General features: G+C 57.1%; 11 protein-coding genes. 6 read left to right on the top strand and 5 right to left on the bottom strand.

Going from position 1 to position 14169, the window contains the following annotated elements; genetic code table 11:
- Positions 1–230 precede the first annotated feature (230 nt).
- The 5 genes from GW579_RS17925 to relB form a co-directional block, all read right to left on the bottom strand.
- A complete protein-coding gene (locus tag GW579_RS17925) occupies positions 231–653 on the bottom strand; it encodes an organic hydroperoxide resistance protein (RefSeq protein ID WP_013573432.1) in 423 nt (140 codons plus the stop codon).
- A gap of 135 nt (positions 654–788) precedes the next feature.
- Positions 789–1253 carry a MarR family winged helix-turn-helix transcriptional regulator gene (locus tag GW579_RS17920; RefSeq protein ID WP_371819720.1) on the bottom strand — a complete coding sequence of 155 codons (465 nt, stop codon included), beginning with the start codon at positions 1251–1253 and terminating at the stop codon, positions 789–791.
- A gap of 66 nt (positions 1254–1319) precedes the next feature.
- Complete coding sequence (locus GW579_RS17915) at positions 1320–2765, bottom strand: alpha/beta fold hydrolase (protein ID WP_165061169.1); 1446 nt, start codon at positions 2763–2765, stop codon at positions 1320–1322.
- The gene (locus GW579_RS17910; protein ID WP_152323670.1) at positions 2765–3058 is read right to left on the bottom strand and encodes a type II toxin-antitoxin system RelE/ParE family toxin; all 294 of its coding nucleotides are present in this window, start codon (positions 3056–3058) and stop codon (positions 2765–2767) included. Before GW579_RS17910 ends, GW579_RS17915 begins: the two co-directional genes overlap by 1 nt.
- Before the next feature lie 3 nt (positions 3059–3061).
- Positions 3062–3523: a type II toxin-antitoxin system RelB family antitoxin gene (gene relB / locus GW579_RS17905; protein ID WP_165060774.1), complete on the bottom strand. Its 462-nt coding sequence runs from the start codon at positions 3521–3523 to the stop codon at positions 3062–3064.
- 268 nt (positions 3524–3791) lie between these two features.
- Here relB and atzF point away from each other — a divergent pair, with 268 nt between their 5' ends.
- The 6 genes from atzF (at position 3792) to urtC (ending at position 14166) form a co-directional block, all read left to right on the top strand.
- The gene (atzF, locus tag GW579_RS17900; RefSeq protein ID WP_165060772.1) at positions 3792–5642 is read left to right on the top strand and encodes an allophanate hydrolase; all 1851 of its coding nucleotides are present in this window, start codon (positions 3792–3794) and stop codon (positions 5640–5642) included.
- A gap of 10 nt (positions 5643–5652) precedes the next feature.
- Entirely contained in the window at positions 5653–9285 is a 3633-nt protein-coding gene (uca, locus tag GW579_RS17895; protein ID WP_165060770.1) for an urea carboxylase, read from the top strand.
- A 26-nt stretch (positions 9286–9311) separates the two neighbouring features.
- Positions 9312–10034 (top strand): GntR family transcriptional regulator, encoded by a 723-nt coding sequence (locus GW579_RS17890; RefSeq protein WP_165060768.1) that lies wholly within the window; start codon positions 9312–9314, stop codon positions 10032–10034.
- Positions 10035–10102: 68 nt separating this feature from the next.
- Positions 10103–11371 (top strand): urea ABC transporter substrate-binding protein, encoded by a 1269-nt coding sequence (gene urtA / locus GW579_RS17885; RefSeq protein ID WP_152323675.1) that lies wholly within the window; start codon positions 10103–10105, stop codon positions 11369–11371.
- 144 nt (positions 11372–11515) lie between these two features.
- On the top strand, positions 11516–13093 hold the full coding sequence (gene urtB, locus GW579_RS17880) for an urea ABC transporter permease subunit UrtB (protein WP_165060765.1): 1578 nt from the start codon (positions 11516–11518) through the stop codon (positions 13091–13093).
- Positions 13093–14166, top strand: coding sequence for an urea ABC transporter permease subunit UrtC (urtC, locus tag GW579_RS17875; protein WP_165060762.1), 1074 nt, complete (start codon positions 13093–13095; stop codon positions 14164–14166). The genes urtB and urtC overlap by 1 nt, the downstream gene beginning before the upstream one ends.
- Positions 14167–14169: the final 3 nt, after the last annotated feature.

The following is a 14169-nucleotide window of genomic DNA, read 5'->3' as shown; positions in this document are numbered from 1 at the left end:
CCGAATCATTGTGACATGTTTAAAAGAGACTGGTTCACGGAATATGCTGAGATTGAGGTTTTATGCGGCTTTCAGGATATTTCTGCCGTTATATGGCGTCTTACCCCTTTGCGAAAAAGCAGGGAATTTTACGTAAAAAAAGGGAGGCCTTAGCCTCCCTGCGGGTATTACTTTATTATTTTATGGATATCTGAAAAGCGGCCCCTGGTGAAGGCGCTAATTCTAAAACGTTATTTTACGTTCAGTGTGACGTCGATGTTGCCACGGGTTGCATTGGAGTACGGGCAAACCTGATGGGCTTTCGCCACCAGCGCTTCGGCTTCACTGCGCTCAAAGCCCGGCAGGGTGATATCCAGCTGTACTTCAATACCGTAACCGCCTGGAATGGCGCCGATGCCTACCGCGCCTTCAATTTTGGCATCCGCAGGGATCTTAATTTTTTCCTGAGCGGCAACGGCTTTCAATGCGCCGAGGAAACAGGCGGAATAGCCCGCTGCGAACAACTGCTCAGGGTTGGTGCCGCCGCCCATACCGCCCATTTCTTTTGGAACACCCAGTTTGACGTCAAGAACGCCGTCGTCAGAAGTCGCACGACCATCACGACCGCCGGTGGCTGAGGCATGAGCACGATACACAACTTTTTCAATAGACATATTTCGTTCCTTAATCATTGAGAGTCAGAAAATTTTAAACGATTTAATAGCACACTACTTATTAGATTCTATCAAACGAGTCTGTGTTGTTCCTTCAGACTCATCTGTTTAACACGCTTCCTGCAAAGCAGACCCTTACGCTTTATCCTGAAGCTTAGCCCGTAAGACTTCGAGCTGCTGCTTCAGCGCCACAATTTCACCGACCTCACAGTCTGTCGCACACAATATGGCTTCGGGAATGCCCTGTGCTTTTTCGCGCAGCGCCCTGCCTTCGGCGGTCAGGGAGATAATCACCTGACGCTCATCCGCTTTCGCCCGCTGACGCATCAGCAAACCGGCGGTCTCCAGACGCTTTAACAGCGGCGTTAACGTGGCGGAATCGAGAAACAGTTTTTCGCCGATTTCAGACACCGTGACTTCATCACGCTGCCAGAGCACCAACATCACCAGATATTGCGGGTAAGTGAGATCGAGCTGCCCGAGCAATTTACGGTAAACCTTATGCAATGCCAGATTCGCGGAGTACAGCGCGAAGCACATCTGTTGATCCAGATGCAGCATGCCGTTTTGGGTTGAGTCGGTGTCTGTTGTCATGTTCATGCCGCCAATATATATAGCGCACGATATTATCGCAAGCGCTTTTTATCCTTTTCTAAACCCGCCGGTTCAGAAGCCTTCAATTCGCTGCAACATATACGGATAAAACGGGTTAGAGGAAACACGCATCAGCTGATCCATACTCACGACCAGCGCGCCGCTCTCTCCCCGTGCGGCCAGTGTTCCCAGCCGGACTCCAAACTGTACCGGGCCTTGCGGATTACGTCCGTAAAGTGAATCGTCTGTCGGGAAAGGCAGCGCCACATGCGATAACGAATAGAATTCCGACGGATAATTCAGCCCGAGCGGCATGACCGCCGCACTGTTCTGCCCCGCCTGCGTGATTTTCGCCACCGTCGCCGCATCATCCGGTGAAGCATTGGTGATCACTGTCGTCTGATACGCGCGCGGCGGCGCAGGCAACAGCCGCTCTGCCGCGGTTTCTGAAGACGGACGCAGCAACGGGCCGACGTACGCACTGCGGTTTATATCAAACAATACCAGCTGGCTGCCGTTCGCAGGGAGCTGATTAAACAGCGCCGTCACCACTGCACGGGCGCTGACCGTAGAATCGACCACCGACTGAAAAGCCAGCACCGGCGGCAGTTGCGCCAGCTTACCAGACTCCACGTCTTTACTGATCTGCTGCTGCAAAACATGGGTCAGCAGATAAGACTGACGCGCCGCTTTCACCGGGAATGAATTGTATTTGAAGGGATTAAATTCCGGCATCAGATTCAGCCAGGCGGTTTTGGCAAAGGCCGGGAAAATCGCCGGCCATCCCGCATAACCGGCAAAGCGCGCAAAACTCGTTACGCCGATCATCGGAGAAATCAGGATCACGCGCGAAGGCCGCGCCAGCGCCGGATCATCTAGCGAATCCAGCGTGTATTTCATGGCGAGCGCGCCGCCGTTGGAGAAACCCACCAGTTGCAGCGGCACATCCGGTCCGGCTACACGCCGTGCCTCACGGATTGCCAGCCTTGTCGCGGCGAGCCACTGTTCCCAGTCCACGCGGGTCAGACCGCCAGGCACCGTTCCATGGCCGGGCAAACGGATACCGACCGCCACAAATCCGCGACGGCGATAATCCTGCGCAATATGCCGCAGGCTGTAAGGCGAATCGGTCAGACCGTGCAACAGCACCACCGCCCCCACCGGTTTTCCATCGGGCATCAGCTCATAAGACCGGTTCCAGTCCTGCGCAAAATGTTCGGGATAAATCGGGCTGCGGTCGTAATAACGGTTCAGCGGGATGCGGTCTTCCCTGTCGAGTTTGTCCGTCACTTCCTGCTTCACTTCTGCAAACGCCTGCTGCTCGGCGCGCAGATAGGCCGCCCAGTCGCTTTTATCGAGCTGCGTGGCACTCAGTTCGTCCGGCACCAGCTTGTGCCACGGCTCAAGCGGCGGCCCCTGTAAGGCGTCATAAGTCCGCACACCCAAAAGGGTAATGATCACCAGAATCAGCGCCAGTAACAGTTTTTTCAGACGTTCAAAAAGACGACGAAGTTGTATCAAGTCGGAAGTTCCTCTGGCCAATGCTGAGCGGTATGCACAAGCCTGACGATTTGAATTTCTGTATCTGTAATGCGATATACCATTCTGAAATGAGCACGGATTATACATTCCCTCGTGCTGGCAACACGCCCTGCGGCATACATGGCGGGACGCTGAAAAATGCGCTCAGCGGCGGCATCAAAGTCATCATCAAGTTCAATGGCAGCTTGAGGATTTTCACGCGCGACATAACTGAATATAGACCCGCGATCTTCCTGCGCATGGGGTTTCCATACCAGCATTTTGGTCATCCGTTACTTTTCCTGTTTCTTAAGTAACGCGGCTTTCCGGGCAGCAAACTGCGCCTTCACCTCTTCGTGAGGAATTGCCGGGCGCGGATCATCTAATGATTCCTGAACCCGCTCGCGAAACCAGAGATCATACGTGGCTTCATCCATCGCCGCCGCTTCATGCGCGCGTTTTAGCGCGGCTGACCGGTCAGGCCGCGTTCCTTTACCGCTACCTTCAGGATCATAGTCGGTAATATCCACTTCGAACTGCTTTATCCCCATGTCTTTCAAATAAGCCGCCACGGCGTCAAAGCGTTTGAAAACCCGAACCTTGCCACTGCGCTGGGCGATAAGTGTGCGCTGATGCTCGCCGTATCTGATCATGATTACCCATCCTCCCTGTTGCGCGACCACCTTTAACCGGCTGACAGCGCCAGCTTCTGCCAGACAAATTAATATGGAATGGTCGATCGTTTCCTTAGACATAACCCTGCAGCCTCTCTGCAAACAATAATAAATCATCTGTTCATACAACTATATACCGACACCACTCACGAGCTACGTTTATCTTTTCGATGCGAGGCATCGCGCAAATTTTCGCCCCATTTTTGTTCAGTTGCATTCCGTCCATGGTGCAACAAATAGACGATGCGGTCATGCGGAAATAATTAAACCTAATAAATTCAAAGGTTAATAATCTGGCACAGGCTTTGCTTAGATGAATTCAATCTTGTATACCAGATGGGATTCCAAAATGCTTTCAGCTTCAGACACCGTCGCATCACCGTATCGTGGTTTTACCCTTCGGGAATGGCAGCAGCATTATCGCAGTGCGCCGGACAGCCTGCGCACCACGCTTTCTCTGGTTCTGGGAAGCCTGAGTAAGGCCGACAATGCCTGGATTTATCTCGCCACAGCAGAGCAGCTTGAAGCGCAAATCATTCGTCTGGAAACCCTTCTCGCTCAGGCCGAAGGCTCGCTGAGCACCCTGCCATTGTTTGGCGTGCCGTTCGCCGTCAAAGACAATATGGATATCGGCGGCTGGCCGACGACGGCGGCCTGTCCGGCATTTGCCTATACCGCAGAAGCGGATGCCACGGTGATTGCCAATCTCAAAGCCAGAGGCGCGGTGGTGGTCGGCAAAACCAATCTCGATCAGTTCGCCACCGGACTGGTCGGCACGCGCTCCCCTTACGGCGCAGTGCGCAATACGTTCAATCGGGATTACGTCAGCGGCGGTTCCAGTTCCGGTTCAGCCTCCGTTCTGGCACGTGGTCTGGTGGCGTTTTCACTGGGCACCGACACCGCCGGTTCCGGGCGCGTTCCGGCAGGCTTTAATAATGTCGTCGGACTGAAACCGACCAAAGGCTGGCTGTCGAATACCGGCGTGGTTCCGGCCTGCCGTCTGAACGATGCCGTCTCGATTTTCGCTCTCACCGTGGGCGATGCTCAAACCGTTGCCCACGCAGCAGGCGGATATGATGCCGCCGATGCTTATTCACGGAAAAATCCCCATACCGCGCCGGTGGCGTTTTCCGCCCAGCCGCGCATCGCTATCCCCGATCGCGTGGAATTTTTTGGTGATGAACTGGCACAGGCGGCGTTCAGCGAAGCACTCGATCGCCTGCGCCATAATGGCGTGACGCTGGAAATGATTGATTTCACGCCGTTTCGTGAACTGGCGGAGCAACTGTATTACGGCGCATGGGTGGCGGAACGCACCGTCGCTGTCGGTAAGATTTTCGAAGATAGCCCGGAAGTGATGGACCCGGTAGTACGGGAAATTGTCGCCAGCGGCCTGAACTACAGCGCGTGCGATGCATGGCGGGCGGAATATTTGCGCGCTGAGCTCTCACGCAAAATCAATCAGGTGCTGGAAGGGTTTGATGCGCTGGTTGTGCCGACCTCCCCGACCATCCGCACGCAGGCAGAAATGGGGCAGGAGCCGGTGCTCTATAACTCACAGTTCGGTATTTACACCAACTTCACTAATCTGGCGGATTTATCCGCGCTGGCGCTGCCCTCCGGTCTGCGGGCAGACGGTCTGCCCGCCGGTATCACGCTGATCGCCCCTGCCTGGCACGACGATGCGCTGGCCAGTTTTGGCCGTCAGTGGCAGCGCAGCCTGAGCCTTCCCCTTGGCGCTACAGGCCTTGCGATGAAGCCCGAAGAATTCATGACTCCCGCGCCGGTCAGTGCCGCCAGCGTGCGCGTCGCCGTGGTCGGCGCACATCTGACCGGAATGCCGCTCAATTTCCAGCTCACCAGCCGGAACGCCGTTCGGGTCGAACAAACGACCACCGCCGCCACCTACAAACTTTACGCCCTCGCCAACACTACGCCGCCGAAGCCAGGACTGGTACGGGCTGAAAACGGCAGCGCGATTATCGTCGAACTGTGGGATATCCCGCTGGCACGTTTTGGAGAATTCGTCGCTGAAATTCCGGCACCGCTCGGTATCGGATCGCTCGAACTGGCCGATGGACGCATCGTAAAAGGTTTTATCTGCGAGCCGTGGGCGGTTGGCGATGCCACCGATATTACGGCGTCTGGCGGCTGGAGAAGTTACATCCAGAGCCTGAATTCATCACCGGTTAAAAGCTGAGGGCGCGCATATGTTTAACACCGTTTTAATTGCTAACCGTGGCGAAATCGCCTGCCGCGCCATCCGCACGCTGAAACGTCTGGGCGTCACCAGCGTGGCCGTTTATTCCAACGCTGACCGGAATGCGCCACACGTCGCGCAGGCGGATATCGCCATTGCGCTGGGCGGTGAAAAGGCCAGCGAAAGCTACCTGATGATCGACAAAATTCTCGCCGCCGCGAAGGAAACCGGCGCACAGGCGATTTATCCGGGATACGGATTTTTATCCGAAAGCGCCGAATTCGCCGACGCCTGCGAAGCCGCGGGCATTGTGTTTATCGGGCCCACTGCCGGACAAATCCGCGAGTTTGGTCTCAAGCACCGCGCCCGTGAATTAGCCGGCGCCGCGAATGTGCCCATGACGCCGGGCACCGGTTTGCTCGCCAGCCTTGAAGATGCGGTAAAAGCTGCCGCAAAAATTGGCTATCCGGTCATGCTGAAAAGCACTGCAGGCGGCGGTGGCATTGGCCTGACGCGCTGCGACAGTGAAGACGCATTACGCGCCGCGTGGGACAGCGTGAAGCGTCTCGGCGAGCAATTTTTCCGCGACGCCGGGGTGTTTCTGGAACGCTTTGTCGATCGCGCCCGTCACGTTGAAGTACAGATTTTTGGCGACGGCAAGGGCCGCGTGGTGGCGCTCGGCGAACGCGACTGTTCGTTGCAGCGCCGCAATCAGAAAGTCGTGGAAGAAACGCCTGCGCCGAATCTGCCGCAGGCCAGCCGCGAAGCCCTGCACCGCGCCGCCGTGCAGCTGGGTGAATCGGTGAATTACCGCAGCGCCGGAACCGTTGAATTTATCTATGACGCCGCACGCGACGAATTTTATTTCCTCGAAGTGAATACCCGTTTGCAGGTGGAGCATCCGGTCACCGAAATGGTCACCGGTTTAGATCTCATCAGTTGCATGCTGAAAGTCGCCGCAGACGAGCCGCCCGACTGGCCTGCGATGGAAAAAACCCCGCAGGGCGCGTCGATGGAAGTGCGAATTTATGCCGAAGATCCGCTGAAGAATTTCCAGCCAAGTCCGGGCGTGCTGACCGAAGTGTTTTTCCCCGAAAATGTGCGCGTTGACGGCTGGGTTTCTACCGGCAGCGAAGTCTCCGCATTTTACGACCCGATGATCGCCAAACTGATTGTTCACGGCACCGACCGTCAGGACGCGCTGGCGAAAATGTCTGCCGCGCTTGCTGCTACACGTCTGCATGGTATCGCCACCAACATTGATTATCTGCGCCAGGTGGTGGCCACGCCGGTGTTCCGCGACGCCCAAATGTGGACGCGGATGCTCGACAGTTTTGCTTACGCGCCAAACGCCGTCGAAGTCATTGCGCCCGGCACGTACAGCAGCGTGCAGGATTATCCGGGACGCCTCGGTTACTGGGATATCGGCGTCCCCCCTTCCGGCCCGATGGACGATTTTGCCTTCCGTCTCGCCAACCGCATTGTCGGTAACCATCCTGATGCTGCCGGTCTGGAATTCACATTACAGGGGCCGGTGCTGCGTTTTCATTGTGACGCAATTATCGCCCTGACCGGCGCACGTTGTCCGGCAAATATTGATGGCGAGCCGGTTTCTTACTGGCAGCCGGTGAACGTAAAAGCCGGTCAGACGCTGACGCTCGGCCGCGCCACGCAGGGGTGCCGCACCTATCTGGCGGTACGTAACGGATTTGATGTGCCGGTGTATCTCGGCAGCCGCTCGACCTTTGCGCTCGGGCAGTTTGGCGGCCATGCCGGTCGCACGCTGCGCGTCGCCGATATGCTGACCGTTTCTCAGCCGGAACTCGCGGCCTGCACCACGCCCGCACCGGTCGGTTTACCGCAGGCCGCTGCCGAAAATATCGTGTCGCCTTACGGCGATATCTGGAATATCGGCGTGCTTTACGGGCCGCACGGCGCACCGGATTTCTTCACCAAAGCATCCATCGACACCTTCTTCGAATCCGAATGGCAGGTGCATTACAACTCCAACCGCCTCGGCGTGCGGCTGCTCGGCCCGAAACCGCAATGGGCGCGGCAGGACGGTGGCGAAGCCGGTCTGCATCCGTCGAACGTGCATGACTGTGAATACGCCATTGGTGCAATCAACTTCACCGGCGATTTCCCGGTCATTCTGACCCGCGACGGGCCAAGTCTCGGCGGTTTTGTTTGTCCGGTGACCATCGCTAAGGCCGAATTATGGAAAGTCGGACAGGTGAAACCGGGCGATAAAATCCGGTTCCATCCGATCAGTTTTGAACAGGCCCAGGCACTTGAACTGGCGCAGCAGGGCACGATTGATTCGCTGATGCCTGTCAACGCGATGGCGCTGCCGGTGCCGTCGCTGCTGCCCGATACCACTGCTTCTGCCACGATACTTGCGGCGCTTCCTGCGACAGCCGACCGGCCTTCGGTGGAATACCGTCAGGCGGGCGACGGCTACGTGCTGATTGAGTACGGCGATAATGTGCTGGATCTGGCGGTGCGTATGCGCATCTACCTGCTGATGAACGCCATCAAAGCCGCCGGACAGCAGGGCATTGAAGAACTGTCGCCGGGCGTGCGCTCGCTCCAAATCCGCTATGACAGTGGCGTGCTGCATCAGACGGCGCTGCTGCAACATTTACTGACGCTGGAACACAATCTGCCTGATGTCAGCCAGCTCAAAATCCCGACCCGTATCGTACATATGCCGATGGCCTTTGAAGATTCCGCCACACTCGGCGCAGTTGAACGTTATCAGCAAACCGTGCGTGCCGGCGCACCCTGGCTGCCGAATAACGTCGATTTTATCCAGCGCACCAACGGGCTGGCGAGCCGCGACGAAGTGAAAAACATCATTTTCGACGCCAGCTATCTGATCCTCGGGCTGGGCGATGTGTATCTCGGTGCGCCCTGCGCAGTGCCGGTCGATCCGCGTCATCGTCTGCTCAGTTCCAAATACAACCCGGCGCGTACTTTTACCGCCGAAGGCACGGTCGGTATCGGCGGCATGTACATGTGCATTTATGGCATGGATTCGCCGGGCGGTTATCAGCTGGTGGGCCGCACGTTACCTATCTGGAACAAGTTCCTGAAAAATGAACAGTTTAAAAACGGCGAACCGTGGCTGCTGCACTTTTTCGATCAGGTGCGTTTCTACAAGGTCAGTGAAGCCGAACTGGACATTCAGCGCGACGCGTTCCGCGAAGGCCGCGCACAAGTTCGTATCGAAGAGACCGAATTCGACTTTGCGCAATATACGCAATTTCTCGCCGACAACGCCGCCGATATTGCTGATTTTCGCGAGAAACAGGCCGGAGCCTTTACCCGCGAAGTGGCGCACTGGCACGAAGCGGAAAGCGCCGCAGTGGAAGCCGCCGCCAACGCCGTGCAGTTAGTGGAGGACGATGCGGATCAGGACGGGCATCTCGTCAGCGCCGACCTGAACGGAAACGTCTGGAAAATCCTGGTCGAGCCGGGTCAGCAGGTCGAAGAAGGCCAGCCACTGATCGTCGTCGAAGCCATGAAAATGGAACTGTCGGTTACCGCGCCGTGCGCCGGCACCGTTCTGAAAATCAGTTGCCAGCAGGGTCGTCCGGTCGGTCCGGGTGATGCCTTGCTGTGGCTGGACGCAGCCGTTTAACGCTACCGACAAACAGGGAATATTTCATGCAACTGACGGGCTCTAAATCTTCACGCAGTAAAAGCCGTCCGGAAGGGCTGGCAGAACGTATTTATCAGCAACTGAAAGACGACATTTTCAGCTTCCGCCTGCTGCCGGGTGACCGGTTCAGCGAAAACGACATCGCTGACCGGATGGAAGTCAGCCGCACGCCGGTGCGTCAGGCGCTGTTCTGGCTGGAACACGAAGGTTATGTCGAAGTGTTTTTCCGCAGCGGCTGGCAGGTTCGTCCGTTCGATTTCGACTTTTTCGAGCAGCTTTACGATCTGCGCATCGTACTGGAACTGGAAGCGGTGAAACGCCTGTGCGCGCTGCCGCCGTCATTGCAGCCGTTACAACTGGCCGAACTGAAAGCGTTCTGGATTGACCAGCCGCAGCTCGAAGATGGCCAGCGGGTTTCGCGTTATGACGAAGAGTTTCATATGACGCTGGTGGCGGCGGCGGGTAACGCCGAAATGGCGCGTATCCACCGCGAACTGACGGAGAAAATCCGCATCATCCGGCGTCTGGATTTCACCAAAGGTGAGCGCGTCAACGCTACCTATAAAGAACACGCGGGCATTTTGCTCGCCATCATCCAACAAAAGACTGAGGAGGCACAGCGCCAGTTACACGACCATATTGCCGTCAGTAAAGCCGAGGTGCGCAAAATTACCCTGCATATGCTGCACCGGGCGCGGGCGGAGAGTGACGAGGGCAACCCGTCATGACTTTTTTAAATGTTTTTTCGACTTCCTACATAACAGCGTTCTCTTAACTTTTTCCAGAGGGTACATCTATGCAACGTCGACGTTTTATTAAAGCCTTTGCTCTTTCCGCCACCGTAGTCAGCATGGGTTTAGCCTGGAGCGCACAGGCTGCCGACACCATCAAAGTCGGTATCATGCATTCGCTTTCCGGCACCATGGCTATTTCCGAAACGCCGCTGAAAGACGTGGCGCTGATGACCATTGACGATATCAACGCGCACGGCGGCGTGCTCGGCAAAAAGCTGGAGCCGGTGGTGGTCGATCCTGCGTCTAACTGGCCGCTGTTCGCTGAAAAAGCCCGCCAGTTGCTGACGCAGGATAAGGTCGCGGTGGTGTTCGGCTGCTGGACGTCGGTGTCGCGCAAATCCGTGCTGCCGGTCTTTGAAGAGCTGAACGGCCTGCTGTTCTATCCGGTGCAGTACGAAGGTGAAGAGATGTCGCCAAATGTGTTCTACACCGGCGCCGCGCCTAACCAGCAGGCCATTCCGGCGGTGGAATATCTGATGAGTGAAGACGGCGGCGCCGCCAAACGCTTCTTCCTGCTCGGTACAGACTACGTGTATCCGCGCACCACCAACAAAATCCTGCGCGCCTTCCTGCATTCCAAAGGCGTGAAAGACAGCGATATCGAAGAAGTCTATACGCCGTTCGGTTACAGCGATTACCAGACCATCGTGTCCAACATTAAAAAATTCTCCGCAGGCGGCAAAACCGCCGTGATCTCAACCATCAACGGAGACTCCAACGTGCCGTTCTATAAAGAACTGGCCAATCAGGGCGTGAAAGCCACCGACGTACCGGTGGTGGCATTCTCCGTCGGCGAAGAAGAACTGCGCGGCATCGACACCAAACCGCTGGTCGGTGACCTCGCGGCGTGGAACTACTTCCAGTCCGTCGATAATCCAACCAACAAGAAATTCGTTGCCGAATGGAAGGCGTACGCCAAAGCACACAACCTGCCAAACGCCGGTACTGCGGTGACCAACGACCCGATGGAAGCCACCTATGTCGGCATCCATATGTGGGCGCAGGCGGTGGAAAAAGCCGGGACGACGGACGTGGATAAAGTCCGTGCCGCGATGGCCGGACAGACCTTCGCCGCCCCTTCTGGTTTCACGCTGACCATGGATGCGACCAATCACCACCTGCATAAACCGGTGATGATCGGCGAGATTGAATCCAACGGCCAGTTCAACGTGGTCTGGCAGACTGACAAACCGATCCGCGCCCAGCCGTGGAGCCCGTACATCGCGGGTAACGATAAAAAGCCAGATACCCCGGTGAAAACGGCTCACTGATCACTCATGAGTCGCCATTAATACCCCACCCCAACCCTCCCCTTCGCAGGGGAGGGAGCAGATCGGCGCCTTTCACTCCTCCCCCTGCGAAGGGGGAGGCTGGGAGGGGGTTTAGCAACGAACTCCGGGCAACAGGAAAATATCATGACGCATTTTTTATCTCACTTCAGGCCACTGCTTTTCCTGCTTTGTTGCCTTCCTTTGCTGGCCGAGGCGGGTGCGGCGAATGACTTTGCTGCCGCCAGCCGCAGTCAGCAGGCCACGTTATTACAGCAATGGGCGGCGGATCCGCAGCCGGAAAGGCTGCCGCTGCTCGAAGCGCTGAAGCAGGAAAACGTCGTCACCGACGAAGCGAAACACGCATTCATCCAGAACGGCGACCGGCTGACACCGCTGGAGGGCGGCGTCAAACCACAGGGCGATACTAAAAAAGTCTGGCTGAACAACCGCCTGCGCATTCTGATTGCCAATGCCCTTTCCGCACATCGTCTGGTGAGCACTGACAGCACCGTCCGTTTACAGGCGGCCAGAGCCTTACAGCGCGAAGCGCAGGCCGATCAGTTGCCGCTGCTGACGCGTCGTCTTGAGCTGGAAAAAGACCGCACGGTTCACGATGCCCTTTCCATCGCGCTGGCGAATTTACAGCTGGCCGATGCCAGCCCGCAGGTGCGCCTGAAAGCCGTTGAACTGCTCGGCACCTCGGGCGATCCGGATACACAAGGCCGCCTGCAAAGTCTGACTGACCCGAAAACAGAGCCTGATGCCACGGTACGCAATGCCGCACTGACCAGTCTGAAAGCCGTGCAGCATCGTCTGATGATCGGCGATTTACTCGGTCAGGCTTTTACCGGTTTATCACTTGGCTCAATTCTGCTGCTGGCCGCGCTGGGACTGGCGATCACTTACGGTTTGCTGGGCGTGATCAATATGGCGCATGGCGAAATGTTAATGCTCGGTTCTTACTCCACGTACATGGTGCAGTCGCTGTTTCAGCACTACGCGCCGGGGCTGCTGGCGCTGTATCCGCTGGTGGCGCTGCCGGTGGCATTTTTTATCACTGCCGGAATTGGCATGGCGCTGGAGCGCACCGTTATCCGTCATTTATACGGTCGTCCGCTGGAAACCCTGCTGGCGACGTGGGGCATCAGCCTGATCCTTATCCAGGGCGTGCGCGTGCTGTTTGGCGCGCAGAACGTGGAAGTGGCGAACCCCGGCTGGTTGTCCGGGGGCATTCAGCTGCTGCCCAACCTGGTACTGCCGTACAACCGCATCGCGGTGATCATCTTCGTCATGCTGGTCCTCGGTCTGACCTGGCTGCTGCTCAACAAAACGCGACTCGGCATGAACGTGCGCGCCGTCACGCAAAACCGTGCGATGGCGGCCTGCTGCGGCGTGCCGACGGGACGCGTCGATATGCTGGCGTTCGGCCTCGGTTCCGGGATCGCCGGTCTGGGTGGCGTCGCGCTGTCGCAGCTGAGCAACGTCGGCCCGGAACTTGGTCAGGGCTACATCATCGATTCCTTTTTAGTCGTGGTGCTCGGCGGCGTCGGACAACTGGCAGGCACCGTGGTGGCGGCCTTTGGTCTGGGCATTGTGAACAAAATTCTTGAGCCGGAAATCGGCGCGGTACTGGGCAAAATCCTGATCCTCGCGCTGATAATCCTGTTTATCCAGAAACGTCCGCAGGGACTCTTCGCCTTTAAAGGCAGGGTGATTGACTGATGAGCCAGCCGCTGACGATTACCGGCGTACAAAAAGCGCCGAAGATTGCAATTTCTGTGGGCACGCTGGTGCTCATCCTCCTGATTGTGATGCCGTTTCTGGCGCTGCTGCCCGCCACCAGTCCGCTGGCGATTTCCACTTACACGCTGACGCTGGCCGGTAAGATCCTCTGTTATGCGATCGTCGCGATCGCACTCGATCTGGTGTGGGGCTATGCCGGTTTGCTGTCACTCGGTCACGGGCTTTTTTTCGCGCTCGGCGGATATGCGATGGGCATGTATCTGATGCGACAGGCCGCAGGCAGCGGGCTGCCGGACTTTATGTCGTTTCTGTCGTGGACCGAACTGCCGTGGTTCTGGGCCGGTACGCAACATTTCGCGTGGGTGCTGTGCCTGATTGTACTGGTGCCAGGCGCGCTGGCATTTGTGTTCGGCTATTTCGCCTTCCGCTCAAAAATCAAAGGCGTCTATTTTTCCATCATGACGCAGGCGCTGACCTATGCCGGTATGTTGTTGTTTTTCCGCAATGAAACCGGCTTCGGCGGCAATAACGGTTTCACCGGTTTCACCACCCTGCTCGGCTTTCCGGTCACGGCTACCGGCACGCGCGTGGGATTATTTCTGGCGACGGTTTTGGTGCTGGTCGCCAGCCTCGCGCTGGGTTTTGCGCTGGCGAGAAGCAAATATGGCCGCGTGCTGACGGCAGTACGCGACGCTGAAAACCGGCTGATTTTCTGCGGCTACGATCCGAAAGGTTTCAAGCTGTTCGTCTGGACGATTTCCGCCATGCTGTGCGGCCTGGCGGGCGCGCTGTACGTACCGCAGGTCGGGATCATTAATCCGGGCGAAATGTCGCCAACCAACTCCATCGAAGCCGCCATCTGGGTGGCACTCGGCGGACGCGGCACGCTGATCGGCCCGGTTATCGGTGCAGGCATCGTCAACGGCGCGAAAAGCTGGTTCACCGTCGCCATTCCCGAATACTGGCAATTTGTTCTCGGCGGCATGTTTATTCTGGTGACGCTGTTCCTGCCGCATGGTGTGATTGGCCTGCTGCGCAAATGGAAATCCTGATGA

It is taken from the genome of Rahnella contaminans, from assembly GCF_011065485.1.
Classification (GTDB): domain Bacteria; phylum Pseudomonadota; class Gammaproteobacteria; order Enterobacterales; family Enterobacteriaceae; genus Rahnella; species Rahnella contaminans.
The sequence above is the reverse complement of the archived record's forward strand: the minus strand, read 5'-3'. Positions and strand labels throughout refer to the sequence as shown.

Coding starts and splice junctions, on each gene's coding strand:
- GW579_RS17890 (WP_165060768.1), top strand. CDS start 9,312: ATGCAACTGACGGGCTCTAAATCTTCACGCAGTAAAAGCCGTCCGGAA.
- GW579_RS17920 (WP_371819720.1), bottom strand. CDS start 1,253: ATGAACATGACAACAGACACCGACTCAACCCAAAACGGCATGCTGCAT.
- atzF (WP_165060772.1), top strand. CDS start 3,792: ATGCTTTCAGCTTCAGACACCGTCGCATCACCGTATCGTGGTTTTACC.
- urtA (WP_152323675.1), top strand. CDS start 10,103: ATGCAACGTCGACGTTTTATTAAAGCCTTTGCTCTTTCCGCCACCGTA.
- uca (WP_165060770.1), top strand. CDS start 5,653: ATGTTTAACACCGTTTTAATTGCTAACCGTGGCGAAATCGCCTGCCGC.
- GW579_RS17925 (WP_013573432.1), bottom strand. CDS start 653: ATGTCTATTGAAAAAGTTGTGTATCGTGCTCATGCCTCAGCCACCGGC.
- urtB (WP_165060765.1), top strand. CDS start 11,516: ATGACGCATTTTTTATCTCACTTCAGGCCACTGCTTTTCCTGCTTTGT.
- urtC (WP_165060762.1), top strand. CDS start 13,093: ATGAGCCAGCCGCTGACGATTACCGGCGTACAAAAAGCGCCGAAGATT.
- relB (WP_165060774.1), bottom strand. CDS start 3,523: ATGTCTAAGGAAACGATCGACCATTCCATATTAATTTGTCTGGCAGAA.
- GW579_RS17910 (WP_152323670.1), bottom strand. CDS start 3,058: ATGACCAAAATGCTGGTATGGAAACCCCATGCGCAGGAAGATCGCGGG.